This is a genomic window from Bradyrhizobium sp. BWA-3-5, from assembly GCF_032917985.1.
In the GTDB taxonomy this organism is placed as follows: domain Bacteria; phylum Pseudomonadota; class Alphaproteobacteria; order Rhizobiales; family Xanthobacteraceae; genus Bradyrhizobium.
On sequence record NZ_CP136626.1, the window covers coordinates 7,810,198 to 7,835,348 of the forward strand.

A 25,151-nucleotide genomic window follows, 5' to 3' on the forward strand; every position below is an offset into this window, starting at 1 on the left:
CATAGTGTCGAATGCGTAATTATGCGTCAATGCAGACGTATGTATATCTACGGGCGAAACAGCCAAAAAACCCGTGAATCCACGGGAAAATAGTGACTTATTCGCCACCCCCGAGCAAAGATCCGATTTTTTTGGCGCTGCGCAAAAGAGCAAGAAAGATCGCAAATGATGCGATAAACAGCACCGCGTTGATGGTAAGCGACCAGACCATCAGGTCGATCCGAAATACGTGATCGATCAGAAGCGCGCGCATCCCCTCGAAGACATAGGTCGGCGGCAGCGTCCACGCGATGGTTTGCAGCCAGGCCGGCAGCACCGCGACCGGGTAATAGACGCAGGCGAGCGGCATCAGGCCGAACATCAGCGTCCAGACGATGCTTTCGGCCCCCAGCCCGTTGCGCAGCACGAGGCCGGAGACGAAAATCCCGAGCGACCAGCTGGTGAAGATCAGGTTGCAGAAGAACGCGATCAGCGGCAGCCCGATCGCGAAGAAATTGAAATCGAAGAAGAACAGTGCCAGCAGCGTCATCGGGATGACGCCGATCGCGAGCCGGATCAGGCTCATGATCATCAGCGAGATCAGAAACTCGATCGGCTTTAACGGGCTCATCATCAGGTTGCCGAGGTTGCGCGCCCACATCTCCTCGAGGAACGAGATCGAAAAGCCGAGCTGGCCGCGGAACAGGATGTCCCACAGGATCACCGCGCCGATCAGCGTGCCGCCGGCGCGGGCAAAGAAATTGTCGTTCTGCGCGATGTAGTTCTGCAGGAAGCCCCAGGTGATGATCTGCAGCGCCGGCCAGTAGATCAATTCCAGGAGCCGCGGCCAGGACGACATCAGAAGATACCAGTAGCGCAGCACCATCGCCTGGATGCGATGGGCCGAAATGCCGTGACGGGTGGCGATTTCGCTCATGATGTCCCCTCCGCCACGCGGCCGCGCGCGACGTCGAGGAAGACGTCTTCCAGCGTGGTGCGGTTGTAGCGCGCCATGATCTGGTCGGGGCTGTCGTCATCCTCGATGCGGCCGCGCTTCATGATGATGACGCGGTCGCACAGCCGTTCCACCTCCAGCATGTTGTGCGAGGCGAGCAGGATCGTGGCGTCATGGGTCTTGCGGTAGGTCAAAAGATGCTGGCGCACCCAGTCGGCGGTATCAGGATCGAGCGAGGCCGTCGGCTCGTCGAGCAAAAGCAGCTCCGGCTGGTTGATCAGCGCCTTCGCCAGCGCGACGCGGGTCTTCTGCCCGGCCGAGAGTTTTCCATTGGCGCGATCGAGAAAATCTTTCAGGTCGAGATCGGCGGCGAGCTGCGCGATACGCTCCTGCAAATCCTTCACCGCATAGAGCTTGCCGAAGATGGTGAGGTTCTGCCGCACCGTCAGCCGCATCGGCATGTCGACATACGGGCTTTCGAAATTCATCCGCCCGAGCACGTCGGCGCTCTGTTCGGGCATGGCATGGCCCAGCACCCGGACGCGACCCGACGTCGGCAGCACCAGCCCCATGATCATTGCGATTGTCGTGGTCTTGCCGGCGCCGTTGCCGCCGAGCAGCCCGGTGACGCTGCCGCGCGCGATCTTGAACGAGATATCGTCCACCGCGCGCGTGGTCTTGTAGAGTTTTATCAAATGCGCGACATCGATCGCGGCGGGGCTTTCCGGCCCGGCCGCGATCGATGGTGGTGGCACTGTGTCGCTTTCAACCATGCTGACTCGTTCATTGGGCCATTAGGGCTGGCAGCGCAAGGCGGCAGCAGAGCCTGCATGCCGCCTGGATCGCTCATTTGTGATCGCCCCTCCGCGCGGCTAAACTCCAGATATGTCCGACGATGCCGCCTCTGACTTCCGTCATCCGCACCGCTTTGTCCGTCTCGACACGATCCTCCGGCTGCGCTGGCTGGCGGCGCTCGGCCAGATCACCGCGATCTTCGTCGTCGCGCGGGGACTGGAGTTCGACGTTCCCATCATCCCCTGCGTCGCCATTGTCGGCGTCGCCGCGCTGCTCAATCTCGCGCTGCAGGTGGCGTTCAACCCGATGCAGCGGCTGGAGCCGGTCTATGCCGCCGCGCTGCTCGCGCTCAACATCGTCGAACTGGCGGCGCTATTGTTCCTGACCGGCGGCTTGCAGAATCCGTTTTCCTTCCTGTTCCTTGCGCCGGTGCTGATCTCGGCAGCGGTGCTGCCGATCCGCCTGACGATCGGGCTCGGCCTGCTGGCGATGGCCTGCGCCTCGGCGCTGGGGTTCTTCCATCTGCCGCTGCCCTGGGACAGCGAAGACCCCTTGGTGCTGCCGCCGATCTATCTGCTCGGCGTCTGGCTCTCGATCCTGCTGGCGATCGGCGTCACCAGCCTCTACGCGTTCCAGGCGACGGAAGAAGCGCGAAAGCTCTCCGATGCGCTGGCCGCAACCGAACTGGTGCTGACGCGCGAGCAGCATCTGACCCAGCTCGACGGGCTCGCGGCGGCCGCCGCGCATGAGCTCGGCACGCCGCTCTCGACGATCTTCCTGATTTCGCGGGAGCTGGAGAAGACCATCAACGGCAACGTCCAATTGGCCGCCGACCTGAAGACGCTGCGCGAGCAGGCGCAGCGTTGCCGCGACATTCTGGCCAAGCTGACCCAGCTTTCCTCCTCCGGGGCGCCGTTCGACCTGATGCCGATCTCGACCCTTATCGAGGAGGCGGTGGCGCCGCATCGCGATTTCGGCGTCGCCATCAAGGTGCGGCTAGCTGTCGCAGCCACAAAGGAACCGGTGATCGCACGGAACCCGGCGATCCTCTACGGCGTCGGCAACATCCTGGAGAACGCCGTCGATTTTGCGCGCACGACGGTCGAGGTTAACGCGTGGTGGAACGCGGAGATGGTCGAAATCGTCATCTCCGATGACGGTCCGGGCATCGCGCCCGACATGCTGAAGCGGATCGGCGAGCCCTATTTATCGCGGCGGCGCAGCGCGGATGAGGCACAAAACGGGCGCACCGGGCTCGGCCTTGGCATTTTCATCGCCCGCACGCTGCTGGAGCGTACCGGCGCCCGGGTTTCGTTCTCAAACCGGACGTTTCCCGATCACGGCGCCGTGGTCCAGATCGTCTGGCCGCGCGCCCGCTTTGAGGCCGAGCAACCGACGGAATCCGCTGCAGGATCAGCCGATTAGATCTAACAAAACGGGAACCGCGCGACCTTTCGGCCTCTTGGCACTGCAAAAACGGCGCGCCATATGCTCTATATAGAGCTGTGCATCCGTAACCCGGGGATACCCTGCCTTGAACGCCATCGCCGAACTGAACGATCTCACCGACCGCTCACTTCTGATCGTCGAGGACGACAAGCCGTTTCTGGAACGCCTGTCGCGCGCCATGGAAACCCGCGGCTTCGCGGTGACCTCCTGCGACACCGTGACCGACGGCCTGGCGCAGATCAACAAGGCCGCGCCGGCGTTTGCCGTGGTGGACTTAAGGCTCGGTGACGGCAACGGGCTCGATGTGGTGTCGGCGCTGAAGCGCAAGCGTCCTGATGCGCGCACCATCGTGCTGACCGGCTACGGCAACATCGCCACCGCCGTGACCGCGGTGAAGATGGGCGCGGTGGATTATCTTTCGAAGCCCGCGGATGCCGACGACGTCGTCGCCGCGCTGCTCGCCAGCGGCACCGAGAAATCCGAGCTGCCGTCCAATCCGATGTCGGCCGATCGCGTGCGCTGGGAACACATCCAGCGCATCTACGAGATGTGTAACCGCAACGTTTCCGAAACCGCGCGGCGGCTCAACATGCACCGACGGACGTTGCAGCGGATTCTCGCGAAGCGCGCGCCGCGGTAATTACTCTCACGATATTCGCCATGGCCGGGCTTGTCCCGGCCATCCACGTCTTTGCCAATGCGAGACCGTAAGACGTGGATGCCCGGGACAAGCCCGGGCATGACGACGTTCAATAGCGTGCCCTCAAAACTCATGTCCCTGCGGATCGACCAAACGGTTGATCCGTTGCGCCGCGGCCATCGCAAAGCGCACCGTCATCGATTTGCGTGTAGCGGCCGGCAGGCGATGCTCGGGCGCCTCGCAATGCAGATGCGCGCCATAGGCGTCGGCGATGATGAGACCGGTACCTTCCGGAAAAATCTCGCACGGCAAATCCTGCGTGAAGGCGAAGAACAGCCGGTCGCAATGCATCCGGTAATCCTGCCATTTCTGGTCGGCGCGCAGATCTTCCACCGATGACTTGATCTCGACGATCCAGATCTCGCCGCGCTCGTTCAGCGCCACGAGGTCGGCGCGCCGGCCCGACGGCAGCGGCAGCTCGCTGATGCAGGAGAAGCCGAGCGAGCGTAGCAGCCGCGCGGTGCCGCGCGCGATCGCAAGCGCCGTCTCCGATTGGCGGCGGTCGGGCGGCGGCACGAGGCTGATCTGGCGGACAGGCGATTCCATCCTCGAACCATAACCGATTTCGCACCGTCCAACAGGCGGACCAGCGCACCATCAGCCGCAATTTCGACCCCGCCCCGCCTTGTTTTCGGCCACAGGCCCACCGCCAGTGGAACTCGGGCTTCGAGGGGACGAAACATCTGGAGGAGATCCATGAAGTCACGCACCACGCTTGCCTCGCTCGCATTCGCTTTCGCGACCCTTCCCTTCGCCGCCGGCCTGTCCCAGGCCAATGCCAAACCCGCTGTGGAGGTCGCTTTCGTGCTCGACACCACGGGATCGATGGGCGGGCTGATCGAAGGTGCTAAGCGCAAGATCTGGTCGATTGCCACAGCCATTGTCGATTCCAACCCCGACGCCGACATCCGCATGGGCCTCGTCGCCTACCGCGATATCGGCGACGACTATGTGACCAAAATGATCGACCTCACGTCGGACATCCAGGATCTCTACGCCCACCTCTTAGAGCTGAAGGCCCGCGGGGGCGGCGACTGGCCGGAAAGCGTCAACGAGGCGCTCGAGGTCGCCGTCAACAAGATGCAATGGAGCGGCGGTGGCGATGTCAGGCGGATCGTGTTCCTGGTCGGCGATGCGCCGCCGCACATGGACTATGCGCAGGACACCAAATATCCGGTGACGCTGTCGGTGGCCAAGCAGAAGGATATCATCGTCAACGCGGTGCTGGCCGGCAATGCCCAGGACACCGCGCGAATCTGGCGCGACATCGCGCAGCACGGCAATGGCCGCTTCATTCCGATCCCGCAGGACGGCGGCGAGGTGGTGCTGATCGAAACGCCGTTCGACGAGGAGATCATCATCCTGCAGCGCGAGATCAACGGCACCGTGATCCCCTACGGACCGAAGCACCTGCAGAAGCGCACGGAAGGCAAGACCAAGCAATTGTCCGAGGTCGCCGCCGCTGCGCCGGCGCAGGCCTCCGAGATGGCGAGCTATCTCAACAAGCGCTCCAAGGCGACGTCGGAAGCCGTCACTGGCGACGGCGATCTCGTCGCCGACGTCACCGCCGGCCGCAGCAGCTTTTCCATCATCAAGGAGGAAGACCTGCCCGACAATCTGCGCTCGCTGAAGCCCGAGCAGCGCGTCGAGGAAGTCAACAAGCAGATGAGCCAACGCAAGGCGCTCAACGAGAAGCTCGCCGCGCTGGTCGCCAAGCGCGACAAATATGTCGCCGAGCAGCGCGCCAAGGCGCCGCCAAAGGCCTCCTCGTTCGACCGCGTCGTCGAGGAAACGCTGAAGGCGCAGATCAAGCGGTGAGTTGCTGACATAACGAGCTGCCTCAACGAGTCGTCCCCGCGAAAGCGCGCGAAAGCGGGGACCCACAGCCACCGATGGCCGTTGTTGCGCCGGGCTGGAGCCACAGCCTTCGCATAATGCTCGCCCGGGATTATGGGTCCCGGCTCAAGGCCGGACGACACCGAGATCGCGGAACCTGACCCGCCCTCACCGCTTATCCCCCGGCCGCTGAGGCAAGCGCGAGGCGGACCGGTGAGGACGGCGTCCGCATGATCGATGACCTCTGGTACAAGAACGGCGTGATCTATTGCCTTTCGGTCGGCACCTATATGGACGCCAATGGCGATGGCGTCGGCGACTTCAAGGGCCTGCTGCGCCGGCTCGATTACCTGCACGGGCTCGGCATCACCGCGATCTGGCTGATGCCGTTTCAGCCCTCGCCCGGACGCGACGATGGCTACGACATCTCGGACTATTACGGCGTCGATCCGCGCTACGGCACGCTCGGCGATTTCGTCGAATTCACCCATGGCTGCAAGCAGCGCGGCATACGCGTCATCATCGATCTCGTGGTCAACCACACGTCCGATCAGCATGAATGGTTTCGCGAGGCGCGGCGTTCCAAGGATTCGCGCTACCGCGACTGGTACGTCTGGTCCGACAAGAAGCCGGGCAACGCCGATACCGGCATGGTGTTTCCCGGCGTGCAGAAATCGACCTGGACCCGCGACAAGGAGGCCGGCGCCTGGTTCTTCCACCGATTCTATGATTTCCAGCCCGACCTCAATACCTCAAACCCGATGGTGCAGGCCGAGATCCTCAAGATCATGGGGTTCTGGATTCAGCTCGGCGTCTCCGGCTTTCGCATGGATGCCGTGCCTTTCGTGATCTCGACCAAGGGCGCCAAGGTGCGCAAGGCGGTCGAGCAATACGACATGCTGCGCGCCTTCAGGGAATTCCTGCAATGGCGGCAGGGCGACGCCATTATCCTGGCCGAGGCCAACGTGCTGCCGAAGACCGACATGGAATATTTCGGCAGTGACGGCGACCGCATGCACATGATGTTCAATTTCCACGTCAACCAGCATCTGTTCTACGCGCTGGCAGCGGCCGATTCGCGCCCGCTGGCGAAGGCGCTGCAGGCGACAAAGCCGCGGCCGGCCACCGCGCAGTGGGGCCTGTTCCTGCGCAACCACGATGAGCTCGATCTCGGCCGGCTGACCAAGGCGCAGCGCGATACGGTGTTCAAGGCGTTCGGCGCCGACAAGGACATGCAGCTCTACGATCGCGGCATCCGCCGCCGCCTCGCGCCGATGCTTGGCGGCGACCAGCGGCGGCTGCAATTGGCCTACAGCCTGATGTGCACGCTGCCGGGAACGCCCGTGATCCGTTACGGCGACGAACTCGGCATGGGCGACAATCTCGATCTGCCCGAGCGCAATTGCGCGCGCACGCCGATGCAATGGTCGACCGAGCCGCATGCCGGCTTCACCGAGGGCGACCGCCCCTGCGCGCCTGTCATCGACAAGGGCGCGTATGGCTATGAGCACGTCAATGCCGCCAAACAGCGCCGCGATCCCAATTCCATGCTGAACTGGACCGAACGCATCGTGCGCATGCGCAAGGAAGTGCCGGAGGTCGGCTGGGGCGATTTCAAGGTCATCTCCACGCGCGACCCAGCGGTGCTGCTGATCCGCTATGACTGGCGCAACAATTCGGTGCTGTTCGCGCATAATCTCGACGACAAGCCCCGGGAGGTCACGTTCTCGGTCGGGCTAGCGGGCGAAAAAGGCAAGCTGCTGGTCAATCTCTTGTCCGAAGACCACAGCCGCGCCGACAAGCGGGGCCGGCACACGCTATTGCTCGAGGGCTACGGCTATCACTGGTACCGCGTTGGCGGCCTCGATTATTTGCTCAAGCGCAGCGATATCGATGCCAAGGCACCGCGCAAGGCGGCACGGTCGGCGTGAGCAGCGCTGCCGCTCAGAGATGCCGGCCGATGGCGAGCTGGTAGATCGTCATCAGGACCTCAAACAGGATCAGCAACACGACGATCAGTTCGAGCCGCAGCGAGCGCCGCGTATCGATGATATCGGTTAGCACCTGCGCGGATTCGGCGATCACGCCAAGCTTTCGGTTCAACGCTTCCGCGCGCTCCTTGAGCTCATATTCGTCCGAGAGCCTGGCATATAATCGCTCCAGATGCGGCTTGTCCCAGAGCACATCAGGCTTCTCTTCCACTTCGACCGGCCCCGACACCCGGTGCCGCACCAGAAGCGCGTTGCCGATATTTTTCAGAATCGAGCGGCGGCTGCCGTGCATGCGCCCGTTGCGAGCCAATTCCCGCGCGAACGGTTCGGTGGTGTCGAACACGCTGGCGACCTCGCGCTCGTGGCGGGCCAGAACGACGCTCTTCGCCAGCGCCTCGCCGATCAGGACCAGCCGCTCGGGCGACAGGCTCTGCAGGCAGATCGGGCCGCCCGGGGGAATCTGCTCCTCCTTCTCGGGCGCCAGCTCGATGATGGCGGTTTCCTCGTCGCGCCGCGCGAACTTAGCCACCATGCGCTGTTCCAGGCTGCCGAGGAATTCCTCCTCTTCCAGCGCATTCAGGCCGATCAGCACCGCCACCCCATAACGGAAGAGGATCGCGACGCCATTGGCGTTGACGCGAAACGCCAGCGGTATCGTGGCAAGCACATCGCCACGCTCGAGCCCCGACGTGTTCAGGCGGTCGCTGACGAAGAAGGCGCGGGCCGTCGTGCGGGGCCCGACCGGCGACGATGCTGATGCCTGGTTCATGGAACACCCAACTGCTGAAGCCGGCGCAACCTATCACGCGGCCGTGTAGGTCGCATGTCGGGCTAGATATAGCCTGCAACCCGTGTTGACCCCCTCCGCGGGATGAATATGTTGCCGGTATGGATAACAAAACCGATAACCAGACCAAGGCCGGCGCAATGATCGTGCCGGTGACGCTGTTCGAGCAGAACTGCACCATTATCTGGCACGAGCCTTCCAAGAAGGCCGTGGTGATCGATCCCGGCGGGGACGTTCCGAAGATTCTGGAAGCGATCAAGCAGACCGGCGTCAGCGTCGAGAAGATCTGGCTGACCCACGGCCATATCGATCATGTGGGCGGCGCCGCCGAATTGCGCGACGCGCTGCAGGTCAAGATCGAGGGGCCGCACATCGCCGACAAGTTTCTGCTCGACAACGTCGTCTCGAGCGGCGAGCGCTTCGGCATGACCGGCATGCGCAATTTCGGACCCGACCGCTGGCTCGACGAGGGCGATCAGGTTTCCATCGGCGAGCTGACCTTCGACATCCTGCACTGCCCCGGCCATTCTCCGGGCAGCGTGGTGTTCTTCAACAAGGAATTGCGCTTCGCCCATGTCGGCGACGTGCTGTTCAACGGCTCGGTCGGGCGCACCGACCTGCCCGGCGGCAGCCACGCCACGCTGATCAACTCGATCAAGGAAAAGCTGCTGCCGCTCGGCGACGATGTCGGCTTCATCTGCGGCCACGGCGCCGGCTCCAGCCTCGGCCAGGAACGCCTGACCAATCCCTTCCTGACCGGCGAGATGTGAGCGAAGGCGGCGTGCCGACGCGGAGCGCGGCTACTTCATCAATCCCGCAGCCGTCAGCGCGCGGGTGATGACGGCGCCGACATCGATACCGCGGCGCTTTGGAGCACGTGGTGCCGGCGTCGGCTGGCGAACCGGCTTGTGGGTCCTCGACCACAGCCCGGCGGCGATATCCGAAGACTGCAGGGATTCGGTGGCGGCCGATGGAACGATCTTCGGCGCTTCTGCCGGCTTGGCCACTTCGCTGGCCGGGCTGACACGATCGGTCAGGCCGAAAAAATTCGCGATGTGATAGGACGAGGAAATCCCCGCCTCGATCAGGAACGCGCCTTCCGCGCCATAGCGCTCGTCGTTGCCGGCGAGCCCGAGCGGCGTGCCGTGGGCCATGTCGGTGATGGTGTAGGACTCGACGACGGTTTCGCCATCGGCGTTCCACCAGACGTCGCGCGGATGGCCATCGACCTGCCCGCTCGACATCGGCGCCGACGGCAGGCCGTGGACGTCGAGCCATTGCTTGACAATCTCATCGGCGTTGGCGGGGTTGACGGTGCGGTCGGCGCTGCCATGCCACACCGACACTTTCGGCCATGGCCCCCTATGCTTCGAGGCCTTGCGCACGAGATCGCCGAGCTTGCCCGCGGGACGCGAGGTCGACTGCATCATGCCGCCGAGCGCTTCGCGGACATTGCTGGCGATACCGTATGGCAGGCCGGCGATGATGGCACCGCCGGCAAACACTTCCGGATAGGTCGCCAGCATCACCGAGGTCATTGCGCCGCCGGCGGAAAGCCCGGTGATGTAGATGCGCCGCGGATCGATCTTGTGATCGGCCACCATGCGCGCGACCATCTGGCGGATCGACGCGGCTTCGCCGCGGCCGCGGGTGATGTCGCCGGGATTGAACCAGTTGAAACAGGTGTGGGCATTGTTGGCCGCCTGCTGCTCGGGCATCAGCAGCGCAAAGCCGTAACGTTTGGCGAGCGTCGACCAGCCGGTGCCGAAATCGTAACCGGCGGCGGTCTGGCCGCAGCCGTGCAGCACGACGACGAGCGCGGAGGCGCGCGGCAACGCGTCGGGCACATAGGCGAACATCTTCAGCGCGCCGGGATTGGTGCCGAATCCGGTGATTTCGACGAGCGGGCTCGTTGCGCCAGACGAAGCACCGCGGCCATAGCTTCCCAAGCCATTGAAGCCATTCAGCTTCGGAAAATGGCGCAGGAATTCGACATTCTTGGCGAGCGACAACGACTTCTCCTGGGGGCGATTCTTCTCAAGACAATGCTACCCAGAACAGATAGTTGCCGCACCGCAAACTAAAAAGACCGTGTGCTGTCCTTCCCCACAATCAAATTTTGGCAGATGACGTGAATTTGTCACGCCGTGAAGTGACGCACCGATGTCAGAAATGCGGCACAGACGCTGATCGAGAGCGCAAACAGCGCTGACGTCACGAGCAGAGCGAGCCGCGCCGATCCGGCAGATTCGATCGCGAAGAATACCGCGCCAATCGCGGCCACGCCCGCCGCGTTGGCGATTTGCGCCGTGGTGCCGTACATGCCGGAGCCCGCGCCGGCGCTGGCCGGCTTTACCGTCGAGAGCACGGCGCTGGAGAGCGGCGCCATCACGAGGCCCTGGCCGTAGCCGAACATCGTCAACACCAGCGAGAGCACGATCGCTGACGGCGCGTCGATCTTCCCGGCTGTGACAGCCAAAGCGGCAAGGCCGGCGATCTGCACGGCGCAGCCCTCGATCAATACCAGCGTGCCGCGATGTTTGGCGCGCGTGCCACTATGCCGCGAGGCGAGGACGAAGGTCAGTGCCAGCGGCACGAACACGAGGCCGGCCTGCAGGGGCGGAATATGCAGCCCCTTCTGCAAGTAGATCGTCATGACGAGGTAGAAGGACAGATTGGCGAGGAAGAAAAAGAACACGGCCACAAGCCCGCGCATGAACGCGGCATCCGACAGCAGGGAAAGATCGATCAGCGGCATGCCGCCGCGGCGGGCGACCGCGCGCTCCAGCCGCAGAAACATGGCGATGATCGCGATGCCGGCAGCCATGGCGCCCCAGACCGCAGGCGACCAGTGCAGGTCATGCCCGAACAGCAGCGGACCGATCAGACAGAGCAGGCCGAGAAACAGCACGATCGCGCCGCGAATATCGAGCCGCGTACCGGCACGCCGAGGCGCCATGGGCATGATCTTTAAGGCCGCCGCGATAATGATCGCACCAAAGGGCACGTTGACGAAGAACACCGCGCGCCAGCCAAGACCAGCCAGATCGAGCGTCACCAGCAGGCCGCCGAGCAGGAAGCCGGCCGCGCCGGCAAGCCCGAGTACGATGCCGTAAATGCCGAAAGCACGAGCCCTCGCGCCGTCTGCGAACAACAAATGAATGGTGGCGAGCACCTGCGGCACCATCAATGCCGCGGTCGCGCCCTGCGCCAGCCTTGCCGCGATCAATTCCGGGCCGGATTGCGCCAGCGCACACCACAGCGAGGTCACGGTGAAGCCGGCGACGCCTGCGATGAACACGTTGCGCGTGCCGTAGATGTCGCCGAGCCGGCCGCCGGTAACGACGAGGGTGGCATAGGCGATCAGGTAGATCGCGATGACGGCCTCGATCTGCGCGGCGCTCGCCTTGAGCTCCGCCGCGATCGTCGGGATCGCGACATTGACGATGAAGGCATCGACCCCGAACATGAACTGCGCCGCGACGACGGTCGCGAGCACGAACCAGCGGCGCGACGTGTCGACGGGATGCGAGACGATCTGGTGCATGAGACAAGGGCCTGGTCCGGGGAATCCTGGTGCCCGATGATTTCAGGCGCAGACCATTCCGGCGATTACCTGGCGGGTAACTTTCTTCAAATTCGGCCGCGAAAGGGCGCGTATTCCGGGCGGCGGCAAGTCAGCCGAACTCCGCGCGACAACCATGCGCTGGCGGCAGGCTGACGAGGATTGCCTTGCTGCAGTCCAACCCGTAGGTTTGATGGCAAGCAATTCCAAAACAACAATAAATCCGGAGAGAACCACCCATGGCACGCCTGAAATTCGGAGCCTTTCTCGCCCCGCATCATCCGATCGGCGAGAATCCGCTGCTCCAGTTCCGCCGCGACCTCGATTTCGTCGAGCAGATCGACACGCTCGGCTATGACGAGTTCTGGTGCGGCGAGCACCATTCCTCGGGCTGGGAGATGATCGCCTCGCCAGAAATGTTCCTCGCCGCCGCCGGCGAACGCACCAAGCGCATCAAGCTCGGGACCGGCGTGATCTCGCTGCCCTATCACCATCCCTACAATGTCGCGCAGCGCATGGTGCAGCTCGACTGGATGACCGGCGGCCGCGCCATCTTCGGCTCGGGTCCGGGCGCGCTCGCCTCCGACGCGCATACGCTTGGCATCGACCCGATGACGCAGCGCGACCGCCAGGAGGAGGCGATCGCGATCATCCGCCGCCTGTTCAAGGGCGAGCGCGTCACCGCCAAAAGCGACTGGTTCACCATGCAGGACGCCGCGCTGCAGCTCCTGCCGCTGCAGGAAGACATGCCGTTCGTGGTGGCCTCGCAGATCTCGCCCTCGGGCATGACCCTCGCCGGCAAATACGGCATCGGCATCATCTCGCTCGGCTCGATGTCGACGCAGGGGCTGATGGCGCTGCCGACGCAATGGGGCTTTGCCGAGGACGCGGCCAACAAGGCCGGCACCACCGTGAGCCGCGACGACTGGCGCGTGCTGCTATCCTGGCACATCGCCGAGACGCGCGAACAGGCGCAGCGCGAGGCCGGTCCCGGCCTGATGCGCTGGCACAACGAGTACAACGTCCGCACGCTGCAGCGACCGGGCCTCGAGCCGTTCACCTCGGCGGAGGATGCGGTGGAGAAGACCGCGGGCGGGGAGAACGCGGCGTCCACCATCGGCACGCCGGACGATCTCGTCAAGACCATCAAGAACCTGATGCACGTCTCCGGCGGCGTCGGCGCCATCATCGGCTTCGTGCATGACTGGGCCAATCCGGAGAACACGCGCCGGAGCTGGGACATGGTCGCGCGCTACGTGATTCCGGAGATCAACGGCTACGTCACCAAGCTGCGCGAGTCGCAGAAATTCCTGATCGAGAACCGCGCGGTGTTCGAGCGGGCGGGCCAGGCCGTGATGGCCAAGATCATGGAGAACGAAAAGGCCGCCGCCGCGCTCGCCCATACCGGCCCGGGCCGGGTAGCGATCCCGACCATCAATGCGCCGGATTTGCAGAAGGAAGCGGCGAAGCGCAAGGCGTGACGGAGTTGTGAGGGACGACGAAGTCCCTCCTTGTCATTGCGAGGAGCAACGCGACGAAGCAATCCATGCCTCGGCTTGTGGCGCTATGGATTGCTTCACTGCGCTCGCAATGACGGGGTAGGCAGCGTTGCCCTACCGACGCAGCGGAAGCGCGTCTACCTCCCATAATATTCCTGCACGGTGTCCCAGGCGATGTTCTGCAGGAACTTGACCGTCTGCGCATCGAGGCCGGCGAGATAGGCGTTGCCGACCGGCGAGCGCCCGGTGAGCGCGGCAAACACAACGCAGGAGGCCAGATAAGTGCCGGCCGCACTCGGGTGGCGCTTGTCGGCCGCGTAGAGATTGATCTCGGGCTGCTTGTCGATCGCCTTGGCGAAGGCGAGGCCCGCCGGAATCACCAGCGCATTGTTCTCATTGCCGGCGATCGTATAGGCCTCGGCGAGCTGGGCCGTCATTTCCGGCTTGTTGGCGTAGGCCCAGGACATGAAGAACACCGGCCGGGTGCCCCTGGCGCGGACGATGTCGCTGCTCTTCTTGGCGAATTCGGTGAACACCGACTTCAGGTTCGGATGGATCGGGCACTGGCTGCAATCCATCATGATGGCGACGTCGAACAATTTGTCGGGCTTGTTGAAGACGACATTGTTGTTCTCGTCGAAGGAATAGGAGCCGATCGCCTTGGGCCGGAAATAGCTTTCGACATCATGCCAATCGATGCCTGAGCCGCTTATCGTGACCGAGGTGGCGCGGTAGGCCTGCTTGTTGGCGGCGTCTGCGGCGCGCTGCATCGCCAACACGTGGCTGTGCATGCTGTTGTTGTAATAGAAGAAGCTGTTGCCGATGAAGATTTCGGTCTTGGGATAGTCCGGCCCGAGGCTGGTCACCAGCGGCTTGGTCTGCGCCTTCGCAACGCTCGCCGCGGACGCAAGTCCGATCAGTGCGATAACGGCAATCGCAAGAACACGAAACAGCTTTGTCATAGGCTCCCCCTGATATGCTTGATTTTGGGACACGATAGCACGCCTTCGGGGCGGTTTGGCGTGGAATTGAACCGGCCGCGGCGCACGCCGCCACGCGTTCGTGCTATAGGCTGGCGGGAAACAAACCTTACTTGCAGGGCAAGCGACGGCCGCGGCGCAATATCCGGGCCACGACAAAGCCACCGTACAATTGATAATATCGGCGCAATAATAGACAGAACCGGAGCAATCGCCATGTCGATGCAGAGTGTTGCGTCCCCCGCCAACATACCGGTGCCACCGAACCCCAGGGCGTTGCGACATATTCCCGGCAACGAAGGGTGGCCGTTCATCGGCAACACGCTGGCCGTACTGGCCGACCCGAAGGGACAGATCGAGAAGTCAGCCGCCAAATATGGCCTGATCTACCGCACCCATCTGTTCGGCGAGACCAGCGTGACGATGCTCGGGCCCGAGGCCAATGAGCTTGTGCTGTTCGACCAGGGGCGGCTGTTCTCCTCGACGCATGGTTGGGGACCGATCCTCGGCCTGCTGTTTCCGCGCGGGCTGATGCTGCTGGATTTTGAAGAGCACCGTCTGCACCGCCGCGCCCTGTCGGTCGCATTCAAGTCGGGGCCGATGAAATCCTACCTCGTCGGTCTCGACCGCGGCATTGCCGCGCGGGTCAGGCAGTGGAAGGCGCAACCGGGTGAGATGCTGGTGTATCCGGCGATGAAGCAGCTCACGCTCGACCTGGCGGCAACGTCGTTCCTCGGCACCGACATCGGGCCCGAGGTCGACGACATCACCCGCGCCTTCGTCGACATGGTGGCCGCGGCGGTGGCGCCGATCCGGCGGCCGCTGCCGTTCACGCAGATGGGCCGCGGCGTTGCCGGCCGCAAGCGGATCATCGCCTATTTCGCCGAGCAGATTCCGATCCGCCGGGCGCGCGGCAGCGGTGATGACCTGTTCTCACAGCTGTGCCAGGCGACGCACGAGGACGGCGCGCTGCTATCAACCCAGGACATCATCGATCACATGAGTTTTCTGATGATGGCAGCGCATGACACGTTGACCTCGTCGCTGACCTCCTTTGTCGGCGAGCTGGCCGCGAACAGCGACTGGCAGCAACGGTTACGCGAGGAAGTCAAAGGCCTCGGCATCGAGGCCAACGATCCCTCCAGCGTCGACAATCTCGAAAAGATGCCGCTCTCGGAAATGGCCTTCAAGGAAGCGCTGCGGCTGAAGCCGCCGGTGCCCTCGATGCCGCGCCGCGCGGTGCGCGACTTTTCGTTCAGGGGGTACAGCGTTCCCGCCGGCACGCTGGTCGGCGTCAACCCGCTGTTCACGCACCACATGCCGGAGATCTGGCCCGAGCCGGACAGATTCGACCCGCTGCGCTTTACCGACGAGGCGCAGCGCAACCGCCATCGCTTTGCATGGGTTCCGTATGGCGGCGGCGCGCATATGTGCCTCGGCCTGCACTTCGCCTACATGCAGGCGAAATGCTTTGCGCGGCATTTCCTGCAGAATCTCAGCGTCTCGCTGGAGCCGGGCTACAAGTCGGACTGGCAGATGTGGCCGATTCCAAAGCCACGGGATGGGCTCAAGGTGACGATCAAGCCGGTGTAAGACACCGCGCGCTAATACAAGGGTGGGCAAAGGTGCGCCAGCGCCGTGCCCACCATTCCAGCCGAGATAAGATGGTGGGCACGCTTCCGCTTTGCCCACCCTACAATCTACTTCACCAGCGTCGTGAGTTGCGCGCCTTCATCGGCCACGAACACCGCGATCAATTCCGCGGGCTCGGTGACGCTGGCGTTGGCCGATACCATATGCGTCGAGCCGGGCGGCTCGAAGAACGACTGCCCGACGCCGAACGTCTCGACCGGGCCGCCGGCAAGCTGCGAGCGGATTTCGCCCTTGGTGATGTAGGCGGTGACGGAGCCGGCATGGCGGTGCGGCGGCGTAAATCCGCCAGGGCCGTAGAAGACGCGGACGATACTGACGCGCTTGCCCGCCACGTTCGGCAAGGCATGCGAGGAGATCGGCTCGACGACGTCCTGCGAGCCGGTAACGCTGTTGGCGCACAAAGGCTCGATGATCGTCGAAACGGCATCGATGGTCGACGGCAGGGCCTTGCCGATCAGGAAGGCGCAGGCGAGGCCGGCAATGACGGCGAGGTAAAACGGGCGGCCTTCTGATGCCGGCGACAGCCGGAACGTTGCGGACATTTGCGTCTCCCCTTGCGTTATGTGCTTGTCGTCACGAGGAGCAATATTCCCGCCCCTCGCCGGCATGGCAAGCGAGCTTGTTCCATCGGGCCCCTCCGGCGCGGGCCGGGCGATGGCCCTTCGAAGGCTCAGAAATCCCCTATTTTCGCTATGATCGGCCTTATTGTGGATTCGCTGATCACGTGGAGTGACAAGCCCGATGAAGAAATTGATCGACGAGTTCAGACGCGGCTGGCAGGGGATTGCCCAGCCCTCGCTGCTGTTCAGCACGGTGTTTGCGGCCGGCTGCCTCGCCGCGTCGACGCTCGCCCGCTGGGGCGTTGCCCAGATTCGCCCCGATGTGTTCTTCACGCCTTATTTCCCCGCCGTGTTCCTCGCGGCCGCGGTCGGCGGCGCCCGGGCTGGTATAGCGACGGCGATCGCGGGCGGCGTGCTCGGCGTGACCGTCAGCTTCAGCAACACCAACGTCGACACCGCGCGATTCGCGCTGCTCCTGATGTTCTGGGCCGTGTGCGGCTTCGCCATCTGGGGCGTCGAGCACTACCGTACGATCGTCACGCAGCAGCGGGAAGACGCCAAGCGCCTGGTCAAGGAAGAGGAATACCGCAAGCTGCTGGTTGAGGAATTGCAGCACCGGCTGAAGAACAAGACCTCGACGATTCACGCCGTGCTGCATCAGGTGCTGCAAGATCAGCCGCAGGTCTGGGGCAGGATTGACCATCGCCTCCGGGCATTGTCGGCGACCGATGACCTGATCGCGCGGCTCGATGGCAGCGGCTGCGACATCAAGGACATGCTGCGGTCCGAACTCGGCCCCTATGGCCATGTCCGCTTCACCTTGAACGGCGACTCGCTGTTCCTGCCGGCCAAGCTGGCGGTCAGCCTGGCGCTGATCTTTCACGAGCTGGCGACCAACGCCGGCAAGTACGGCGCGTTTTCCTCCGCGCGCGGCCTGTTGCAGGTATCGTGGACGACATCGGACGGCCGTCTCAACGTCACCTGGGACGAGACCGAAGGTCCCGTGATCGAAAAGGTAGGCCCGAGCGGCTTCGGCACCAAACTGCTGCAATCAGCGCTCCGCGCGTTCGACGGCAAGACCGAAATCAGCTTCCTGAAGTCGGGCGTGCATTGCACGATGCAATGCCGGATTCCCGCCGCCTGAGGCGCGATAGCACTGTCGTAAGTTTCGGGCATCCGCTCGGTGCAAACGCGGCACTGGTCCGCCGCAATACATGAACGGAAGTTCACGTCGCAGCCGTCCGTCTCTCGCATCACGTTGAGACTCTGTTAATGACGATCCGGCCAATAAGATCGGAAATCTCCGACTTTTACGGTTGTCGCGGTTTTTCGTAGTTCCACTTAACCAATGCTACAAGGGACTTTGCGAAGCTCTGTGACATGCATAGTCCCTACAAGAAAAACTTTCAGGCCGCGGCGACGCAGGCCAGCAATGAAAGCATATTTGATTCCGAATTGAGCCTCCTGCGGGATGTCTTCAAGCTGCTTCCGGCCGGCGTGACCGTTCAGGACGAGAGCGGCGAGTTCGTGCTGATGAACGACGCTGGGGCAACCCTGTTGCAGCGGGCGACGACGGCGGGAACGTCTTCGCAATTGAGCGACCGCCGCGAAACCTGTCTCGAACTGCTTCGTGCCGGCCGCCCGGCCGTGCTGGAAGAGGCTATGGCCGGCAGTCCGACCAAGCAGGTATTTCTGACTTCGCACCGGCCCATCAGGATTGCCGGGCGCGATTTCCTGATTTCGAGCTCTACCGACATCAGCGAGCAGAAGGCGTTCGAGGACCACCTGTTCCGCTCCGCCTATTACGACGAATTGACCGGCCTTCCGACCCGGCGCGTGATCGAGCACCGCGTCGACAGCCTGCTGAAATACGACAACGGGCAGGGCCGCTTCGCGCTAGCCTTTCTCGACGTCGACAATTTCAAGCACATCAACGACTATTACGGACACACCGTCGGCGACGCGCTGCTGGCGGAGATCGCCAAGCGGCTGGGACTGGACCTGCGCGAATCCGATATCCTGTCGCGCATCAGCGGCGACGAATTCGTGCTGCTGCTCAACCCGGTCGAGAGCATCGCCGAGGTCGAGGAGTTCATCCACTTCATCCTGCAGCGGCTGAAGGCACCGTTCTTCATCGATCAATCCGAAATTTTCGCATCGACCTCGATCGGTGTCAGCCTCTACCCCGAACATGGCCGCAGCTATGAGGTGCTGCGCCAGAACGCCGACATCGCGATGTATCGCGTCAAGAACGACAGCAAGGGCGACGCGGCGTTCTTCGATGCCAGCATGGAGCGCGAGGCGCTGGCGCGCATGAAGATCGAGCAGTCATTGCGGCTGGCGATTTTGGAGAAGCGTTTTTGCTGCGCCTTCCAGCCCAAGGTCGATATCCGGACCCAGGCGGTCACGGGCGTCGAGGCGCTGGTCCGCCTGCGCGACGACGACGGGGTGATTCAGGCCCCCAGCACCTTCATCAATCTGGCCACCGAGCTCGGCCTGATCGACGAGCTGACGCATCTCGTGCTGGCGGAGATCGTCAAGTCGATCGACCTGATCAACGAGACCTTCGGCGCCGACATCACGATCAGCATGAACGTCGCCGCCAAGCAGGCCGGCAATCCCGACTTCATGCGGCCGTTCGCCGAAGCGCTCGAGGCCACCGGATTCCCGCAGCGCTTCATGATCGAGGTGACGGAAGACGCCTTCGTCACCAAGACGCATATCCAGGACGAGATCCTGCCGATCTTCCGCAAGCTCGGCGTCAAGATCTCGATCGACGATTTCGGCATCGGCTACTCGTCGCTGTCGGCGCTCGCCGACATCACCGCCGACGAGATCAAGATCGACCGCTCCTTCATCACCGACATCCATAAGCGCCCGCGCAGCCAGGGCATCCTGCGGGCGATCGAATCCTTGAGCGAGGCGCTCGGCATGACCGTGATCGCCGAGGGGCTCGAAAGCTTCGAGGAGCTCGCCTATCTGCAGGCCGCGACCAAGATCCGTTATGCGCAGGGCTACTACTTCTCGAAGCCGATCTTCCTGGAAGACCTCAGGCTGGCCTCCCCGCGCGCCAGCGAGGCACGCGGCAACATCACCAGCCGCCCGGCGCCGGAGACCCGCGCCGCCTATTCGCGTGGCGGCAGCTACCGTCGCTAAAGGATAAAAGCGCCCGTCGCGGACAAGCGCTTCATCTCGCCAACAGAACACCGGAAGCCGCGAAATACCGTCTCGTCGCCCCGCCCGCGCCCAAAGGACATGCAATTAAGTTTTAGCTAACCGGTTTTCCTAACCGCTTATGACCTCTGCGCATCGTATGCATATCCTGGGGGAAAGGGAGAATGCGCGGTCTGTTTCACCACCTGCACGGCACGAAGGCCCGAACCGCAGCCATCGGGCGGCAGCTTGCCGCGACGATCCGGGGGCCGGTGCTGTGGCTGACGCTGTGCGGCGGTCTATTGGTCGCGGCGATTTTCGCCGGCACCATCATGATGGCCGGCCAATTCCGCGACCGCGCGCTTGCCAACAGCGAGCGCGAACTGGAAAACACCGTCCTCCTGCTCGCCCGTCACTTCGACCAGCAGTTCGATGATTCCGATACCCTCGCCGACGACGTGATCTCACGGCTGCAGATTTCAGGCATCGGCTCCGAGAACGAATTCCGTGACCGCGTCGCAAGCACCGAAGCGCACGAGATCCTGAGGTCCAAGGCCGGCGTGCTGTCCTATCTCGGCGACATCTCGATCTTCGATTCCAATGGCGACATGATCAACTGGTCGCGGCCGCTGCCCGCCCCCAAACTCAACATATCCGAGCGGACGTATTTCAACCGCTTCAAGTTCGATCCGCAATCGCCATCCGTCCTGGCCGAGTCGGTTCGCAGCTACATCACGGGTAATCTGAACTCGGTCATCGCGCACCGGCTGCGCGGCGAGGACGGCAGCTTTCTCGGCGTGATGACGCGGCGGATCAACCCGGCCAATTACGAAAAGTTCTTCGCTTCCGTCGCGCTCGGCTCGGGCGCGGCGATTTCGATGTTTCACGCCGACGGCACCCTGCTCGCAAGATATCCGCGCGTCGACGAACTGATCGGGAAGAATTTCTCGACCGCGCCGCTGTTGCAGCAGGTCCGTGAACGCGGGACCCCGCAGACGCTGCGGGTGCAAAGCCCGATCGACCAGACGTCGCGGCTCGGATCCGCCGCGCCGCTCGCGCATTATTCCGGCGTGGTGGTCGCGACCAACACCGTTGCCGACGCGCTCGCCGACTGGCGCGAGCAGACCCGATTGCTGGTCATGGCAGCGACGCTGGCGGCGGCGGTGATCGCCCTGACGCTGTTCCTTATCATCCGGCAAATCACCCGGCAAAGCCGCCAGGCGCAACAGCGACTGGAGGCGGAACGAAGCCGCCTCGACACCGCGCTGAACAACATGATCCAGGGGCTGGTCACGTTCGACGCCGCGGCGCGAATCGTCACTTTCAACCGGCGCTATATCGAGATGCACGATCTGTCCGCCGACATCGTGAAGCCGGGCTGCCACTTCCGCGACCTGATGCAGCATCGCAGGGAGAACGGATCATTCGACGGCGACGTCGACGCGTTCTGCTCGCTGGTCATGCGAAACGTGGCACGCGGTCAGGTCACCCACAGCGTCATGCAGTGCCGGGACGGGCGCGCTTTCCTGGCCGTCAGCAGGCCGCTCGCGGATGGCGGCTGGGTCGCCACCATGGAAGACATCACCGAGCGGCGCAATCTCGAACAGGAGCGCGACCGCAACTACGCTTTCCTGAGCCAGATCATCGATCACATTCCCTCGCAGATCACCGTGAAGGACGTGCACGACCGCCGCTATCTGCTGGTCAACCGCGTGGCCGAGGCGCAGTTCGGCATCTCGCGCGACCTGATCATCGGCAAGACGGCCGACGAGATCTTTCCGCCGGCCGCCGCCGCGATCATCGCGGCCGACGAGGAGAAGACGCTGCAATCCCCTGACGGCCTGTTCAAGGACGAGCATGTCTGGGAAACCCAGGGCATGGGCCCGCGCTACCTCACCTCCAGGCGGCTCAGCATCCGCAATTCGGCGGGACAGGCGCGCTACATCATCAACGTCGTCGACGACGTCACCGAGCGCCGGCTCGCCAACGAGAAGATCGCGCATCTGGCGCATTACGATGCGCTGACCGACCTTCCGAACCGGGTGCTGTTCCGCGAGCAGATCGAGCGTGCGTTGCGCAAGGCGACGGAGGGCGAGCAGTTCGCCCTGCTGTATATCGACATCGACGAGTTCAAGGGCATCAACGATTCACTCGGACACCATGTCGGCGACGAGCTGTTGAAGGCGGTCGCGGCCTGCCTCAAGGCCTGCACCAAGCCGGGCGATCTGATCGCCCGCCTGGGCGGCGATGAATTTGCGGTGATCCAGACCGCGGTCAGTGGCCGCCGGGACGTCGAGGAATTTGTCGCCCGCATCTACGAGGTGATCCGCCACCCCTACCAGTGCCTCGGCCATCAGCTCTCGACCGACGCCAGCATTGGCATCGCACTCGCGCCGGAGGACGGCACCGAGCTCGACCAGCTGATCAAGCATGCTGATCTGGCGATGTACGCCGCCAAGGCCGAGGGGCGCCGCACCCATCGCTTCTTCGAGCCCGCCATGGATGCCCGCGCGCAGGCGCGGCTGACCATGGAGCAGGATCTGCGGCAGGCGCTGTCCGACGGCAGCTTCGAACTCCACTACCAGCCGTTGCTCGACCTCGGGAGCGGCGAGGTGACCGGCTGCGAGGCGCTGCTGCGCTGGCGCCATCCCGAGCGCGGCATGATCTCGCCGGCCGAATTCATTCCGGTCGCAGAGGATACCGGCCTGATCAACGAGATCGGCGACTGGGTGATCCAGACCGCCTGCGCGGAAGCGGCAAGGTGGCCGTCCCGGGTCCGGATCGCCGTCAATGTTTCTCCGATCCAGTTGAAGTCGCCGACGCTGGCGCTGCGGATCACTGGCGCGCTCGCCGCCTCGGGCCTTGCGCCCGACCGGCTCGAGCTCGAAATCACCGAGGCAGTCCTGATCCATGACGATGAAAGCGCGCTGGCGATCCTGCATCAGCTTCGCGTCATCGGCGTGCGCATCGCGCTCGACGATTTCGGCACCGGCTTCTCCTCGTTGAGCTACCTCAAGCGCTTCCCGTTCGACAAGATCAAGATCGATCGCTGCTTCATCAGCGACATCGAGGACGACGGCTCGGCGGCGATCGTGCAGGCGGTGGTGAACATCGCGGCCGCCCGCAACATGACGACGACCGCCGAGGGCGTCGAGACCGAGCAGCAGCGCGAGATGCTGCGCCAGCTCGGCTGCACCCAGATGCAGGGTTACCTGTTCAGCGCGCCGAAGCCGGCCGCCGAAGCAAGGCGGCTGTTGGGGGCACGATTGGAAGTCGCAACCGCGGTGGCCTGACGCCGCTCCAGCGCGCCCGCGTCGAGGATGGCCGCGATCGCCGAACTGCCGCCCGCCTCCAGCGCCGCAATCGCCTCCTTGGCCCAGATGTAGGACGCCTCGAAGATTTCGGTGTGGCGATCGAAATCCGTCACCTCAATATCCGGCGGACGCGGCGGCCGCATCACCGTATCGAACGGCCCGGTCGGCAAGGTATCGTAGCGCTGGTGCGCGACGAGGCTCCGCCACAGCACGTTCACCGCGCTCGGCGCCGCCGGCAGCAGCTTCTTGCGGAACGGCGTCAGCATCGCGGCGATCAGCTCGAACCTTCCCGGCAGCGACGCATAGTCGACGTCGAACATCTCCGCCGCCGGCTCGCCGAAATGCACGACCAGATTGGGCCCGCTCTTGAGCTGGTGCATCGAGGCCAGCGGCACGTTGTCGATGAGGCAGCCATCGACCAGCATCGCGCCATCAGGCGTATAGAACGGCGGTAGCAGTCCCGGAATGGCGCTCGAGGCACGGACCGCCTGCCAGACCGGGCCGGTGCGGATCAGTTCGAGACTGTGGGTCGATAGGTTGGTGGCGACGGCCGCAAAGGGCCGCCAGCAGTCCTCGATACGGCAGTCGGGCCCATATTGTTGCGCCAGCGCGCGGTCGAACGCCTTGTGATCCAGCAGGGAATAGCGTGGCCAGGTCGGCCGGCGAAAGCTCCGGCTCTTGACGAAGATCTCGTGCGTGCCGCGCTCGAGGTGCTCGGCTTCGAGATTTTTGGCAAATCCCGCCACCATGGCGGAGCCGACGCTGGTACCGACAAAGATGTCGAACATCACGCCGCGTTCGCGAAACGCCTTGTAGATTCCGACATGCGCGCTGCCGAAGCTGCCACCGCCGGCGGCGACGAAACCGACGGCCCGGCCACACAGGAAGCGGACCAGGCTGTCGATATCGACCTGGTCCTCCAGCGCAACGTGATGATGCATGAAGGAAGGCAGCCGGGCGAGCCAAGCGGCCGTCCCCGAAACCGCGCCGCGGCGCTTGTCGTGAACGCGGACAAGGCGCCTTGCCGAAATCGGATGAACCTCGCAGGCAAACGCCTCGATTTCGGTCAGTGCGGCCGCCGGCGCTTCCCCGCGGCAGGCGAACACCACCATGTCGGCCTGCCGGATCGCCTTGCGCGCCCAAGGCGAGGACTCGTGGCCGCCGAGATAGACCACCAGCGGCGCCGTGTGTTCGAGCTTGTTGAGCCATTCGGTGACTTCATGCGCATCGAGCGCACGTCCGGGAAAAGTTGCCTGCAAGCGGGCCACGTCGACGATCTCGGCATAGGTCGCCGCCAGCCCTTCGCGCATCCGCCGATCGAAATTGGCAGGCAGCGGCTCGACCCCGCCACCGATCAGCGCCACGGTCCGCGCCTTCGGCGAGGTGCGGAACGGGGCGATGCGCGCGGTCTCCCTGGCGAAGCGCTGCGCCAGCGCGGCGAGCAGCGCCTCGACGATGGCGGGAGCCTCGGTAGCGAGCTTCTGATAGGCCGGGCGCGTCAGCGCCAGCACGCTCGTATCGCGGATGGCGATCACATCGGCGGTGCGCGGTACGTTGGCGAAGAAGCCGATCTCGCCGACCAGTTCGCCCGCGCGAAGCTCGGCGATCGGCTCGTGATAGCCGGTCTTGCGCACCGCGAGCGCGCCATGCAGCACCAGGAAAAGCGAATCCGAAGGCCCGCCCTGCGCGACCAGCATCTGGCCGCGCACCAGATCCTGCCGGACCATGGCACCCAGCGCCTTCAGCCGCTGTTCGGAACTGAGCGTTCGGAACAGCGCGAACTCCTCCAGCGCAGAGCTCCAGGCCAGGACCGAGCTCGATCCATTCATTGGGCGGTACCCAGTTGAAACGGCCCGACTTTAGCGCCGGGCACAGACCATCGCGAGTGATATAAAGGCTTGCAGACTAGCGCAGTGCAGCCGTAGACCGGGTGTC

General features: G+C 63.9%; 19 protein-coding genes. 10 read left to right on the forward strand and 9 right to left on the reverse strand.

Annotated elements, in window-relative coordinates:
* Nucleotides 1-97: 97 nt before the first annotated feature.
* Both RX331_RS37460 and RX331_RS37465 read right to left on the reverse strand, forming a co-directional pair.
* Entirely contained in the window at nucleotides 98-916 is an 819-nt protein-coding gene (locus RX331_RS37460; protein ID WP_317254568.1) for an ABC transporter permease, read from the reverse strand.
* Nucleotides 913-1,707, reverse strand: coding sequence for an ABC transporter ATP-binding protein (locus RX331_RS37465; protein ID WP_317254569.1), 795 nt, complete (start codon nucleotides 1,705-1,707; stop codon nucleotides 913-915). Before RX331_RS37465 ends, RX331_RS37460 begins: the two co-directional genes overlap by 4 nt.
* A 112-nt stretch (nucleotides 1,708-1,819) precedes the next feature.
* Between RX331_RS37465 and RX331_RS37470 the strand changes: the two genes are divergently transcribed.
* On the forward strand, nucleotides 1,820-3,154 hold the full coding sequence (locus tag RX331_RS37470; protein WP_317254570.1) for an ActS/PrrB/RegB family redox-sensitive histidine kinase: 1,335 nt from the start codon (nucleotides 1,820-1,822) through the stop codon (nucleotides 3,152-3,154).
* 109 nt (nucleotides 3,155-3,263) lie between these two features.
* Nucleotides 3,264-3,818 (forward strand): ActR/PrrA/RegA family redox response regulator transcription factor, encoded by a 555-nt coding sequence (locus tag RX331_RS37475; RefSeq protein ID WP_283031085.1) that lies wholly within the window; start codon nucleotides 3,264-3,266, stop codon nucleotides 3,816-3,818.
* 123 nt (nucleotides 3,819-3,941) lie between these two features.
* Here RX331_RS37475 and RX331_RS37480 read toward each other — a convergent pair whose 3' ends face one another.
* Nucleotides 3,942-4,424, reverse strand: coding sequence for an MmcB family DNA repair protein (locus RX331_RS37480; protein ID WP_317254571.1), 483 nt, complete (start codon nucleotides 4,422-4,424; stop codon nucleotides 3,942-3,944).
* 150 nt (nucleotides 4,425-4,574) lie between these two features.
* Between RX331_RS37480 and RX331_RS37485 the strand changes: the two genes are divergently transcribed.
* Together RX331_RS37485 and RX331_RS37490 are read left to right on the forward strand one after the other, a co-directional pair.
* A complete protein-coding gene (locus RX331_RS37485; RefSeq protein ID WP_317254572.1) occupies nucleotides 4,575-5,696 on the forward strand; it encodes a vWA domain-containing protein in 1,122 nt (373 codons plus the stop codon).
* Nucleotides 5,697-5,944: 248 nt separating this feature from the next.
* Nucleotides 5,945-7,645, forward strand: a complete 1,701-nt coding sequence (locus RX331_RS37490; RefSeq protein WP_317254573.1) for an alpha-amylase family protein — start codon at nucleotides 5,945-5,947, stop codon at nucleotides 7,643-7,645.
* Between the two features lie 13 nt (nucleotides 7,646-7,658).
* Here the strand turns inward: RX331_RS37490 and RX331_RS37495 are convergent, their stop codons facing one another.
* Entirely contained in the window at nucleotides 7,659-8,474 is an 816-nt protein-coding gene (locus RX331_RS37495) for an RMD1 family protein (RefSeq protein ID WP_317254574.1), read from the reverse strand.
* A gap of 119 nt (nucleotides 8,475-8,593) precedes the next feature.
* On the opposite strand from RX331_RS37495, the gene RX331_RS37500 reads away from it, so the two are divergent.
* A complete protein-coding gene (locus RX331_RS37500; protein ID WP_317254575.1) occupies nucleotides 8,594-9,262 on the forward strand; it encodes an MBL fold metallo-hydrolase in 669 nt (222 codons plus the stop codon).
* Between the two features lie 30 nt (nucleotides 9,263-9,292).
* Here RX331_RS37500 and RX331_RS37505 read toward each other — a convergent pair whose 3' ends face one another.
* Together RX331_RS37505 and RX331_RS37510 are read right to left on the reverse strand one after the other, a co-directional pair.
* Nucleotides 9,293-10,504, reverse strand: coding sequence for a PHB depolymerase family esterase (locus tag RX331_RS37505; RefSeq protein ID WP_317254576.1), 1,212 nt, complete (start codon nucleotides 10,502-10,504; stop codon nucleotides 9,293-9,295).
* Nucleotides 10,505-10,632: 128 nt separating this feature from the next.
* The gene (locus tag RX331_RS37510) at nucleotides 10,633-12,039 is read right to left on the reverse strand and encodes an MFS transporter (protein ID WP_317254577.1); all 1,407 of its coding nucleotides are present in this window, start codon (nucleotides 12,037-12,039) and stop codon (nucleotides 10,633-10,635) included.
* A 257-nt stretch (nucleotides 12,040-12,296) separates the two neighbouring features.
* On the opposite strand from RX331_RS37510, the gene RX331_RS37515 reads away from it, so the two are divergent.
* Entirely contained in the window at nucleotides 12,297-13,538 is a 1,242-nt protein-coding gene (locus tag RX331_RS37515) for an LLM class flavin-dependent oxidoreductase (RefSeq protein ID WP_317254578.1), read from the forward strand.
* A gap of 155 nt (nucleotides 13,539-13,693) precedes the next feature.
* On the opposite strand, the gene RX331_RS37520 is transcribed toward RX331_RS37515, so the two are convergent.
* Nucleotides 13,694-14,518, reverse strand: a complete 825-nt coding sequence (locus RX331_RS37520) for a DUF4886 domain-containing protein (protein WP_317254579.1) — start codon at nucleotides 14,516-14,518, stop codon at nucleotides 13,694-13,696.
* A gap of 234 nt (nucleotides 14,519-14,752) precedes the next feature.
* Here RX331_RS37520 and RX331_RS37525 point away from each other — a divergent pair, with 234 nt between their 5' ends.
* Nucleotides 14,753-16,129 (forward strand): cytochrome P450, encoded by a 1,377-nt coding sequence (locus RX331_RS37525; protein WP_317254580.1) that lies wholly within the window; start codon nucleotides 14,753-14,755, stop codon nucleotides 16,127-16,129.
* A gap of 107 nt (nucleotides 16,130-16,236) precedes the next feature.
* Here RX331_RS37525 and RX331_RS37530 read toward each other — a convergent pair whose 3' ends face one another.
* Entirely contained in the window at nucleotides 16,237-16,731 is a 495-nt protein-coding gene (locus RX331_RS37530) for a cupin domain-containing protein (protein ID WP_317254581.1), read from the reverse strand.
* 199 nt (nucleotides 16,732-16,930) lie between these two features.
* Here RX331_RS37530 and RX331_RS37535 point away from each other — a divergent pair, with 199 nt between their 5' ends.
* From RX331_RS37535 to RX331_RS37545, 3 genes are all read left to right on the forward strand, one after another.
* A complete protein-coding gene (locus RX331_RS37535; protein WP_317254582.1) occupies nucleotides 16,931-17,893 on the forward strand; it encodes a sensor histidine kinase in 963 nt (320 codons plus the stop codon).
* Between the two features lie 236 nt (nucleotides 17,894-18,129).
* Nucleotides 18,130-19,905: a putative bifunctional diguanylate cyclase/phosphodiesterase gene (locus RX331_RS37540; protein ID WP_317254583.1), complete on the forward strand. Its 1,776-nt coding sequence runs from the start codon at nucleotides 18,130-18,132 to the stop codon at nucleotides 19,903-19,905.
* 182 nt (nucleotides 19,906-20,087) lie between these two features.
* The gene (locus RX331_RS37545; protein ID WP_317254584.1) at nucleotides 20,088-23,195 is read left to right on the forward strand and encodes an EAL domain-containing protein; all 3,108 of its coding nucleotides are present in this window, start codon (nucleotides 20,088-20,090) and stop codon (nucleotides 23,193-23,195) included.
* Here the strand turns inward: RX331_RS37545 and RX331_RS37550 are convergent.
* Entirely contained in the window at nucleotides 23,111-25,045 is a 1,935-nt protein-coding gene (locus tag RX331_RS37550; RefSeq protein ID WP_317254585.1) for a patatin-like phospholipase family protein, read from the reverse strand. The genes RX331_RS37545 and RX331_RS37550 overlap by 85 nt on opposite strands.
* Nucleotides 25,046-25,151: the final 106 nt, after the last annotated feature.